A 247-nucleotide genomic window follows, 5' to 3' on the forward strand; every position below is an offset into this window, starting at 1 on the left:
GTCATCAAAGGCATTCGTGCCCATTATGATGAAGTCGCCAGCATTGTTAAAGCGAAGCAAACAGAATTAGCAGAAGCAAACCAGCGTCATATCCCTATCATCGCTACAGGGCATCTATTCGCCGCAGGTGGTACGACTACTGAAGATGATGGTGTGCGTGAGCTTTATGTCGGCTCACTCGGCAAAATCTCTGCTGATATGTTCGATGAAAGCTTTGACTATGTGGCACTTGGGCATTTGCATGTTC

At 47.0% G+C, this 247-nt stretch carries 1 pseudogene; it reads left to right on the forward strand.

The window, feature by feature from the left end:
* Positions 1-247, forward strand: a pseudogene (locus AAEZ05_RS29685) (exonuclease SbcCD subunit D C-terminal domain-containing protein); the annotation flags it as partial.

Source organism: Pseudomonas sp. HY13-MNA-CIBAN-0226 (genome assembly GCF_040310305.1).
In the GTDB taxonomy this organism is placed as follows: domain Bacteria; phylum Pseudomonadota; class Gammaproteobacteria; order Pseudomonadales; family Pseudomonadaceae; genus Aquipseudomonas; species Aquipseudomonas gregormendelii.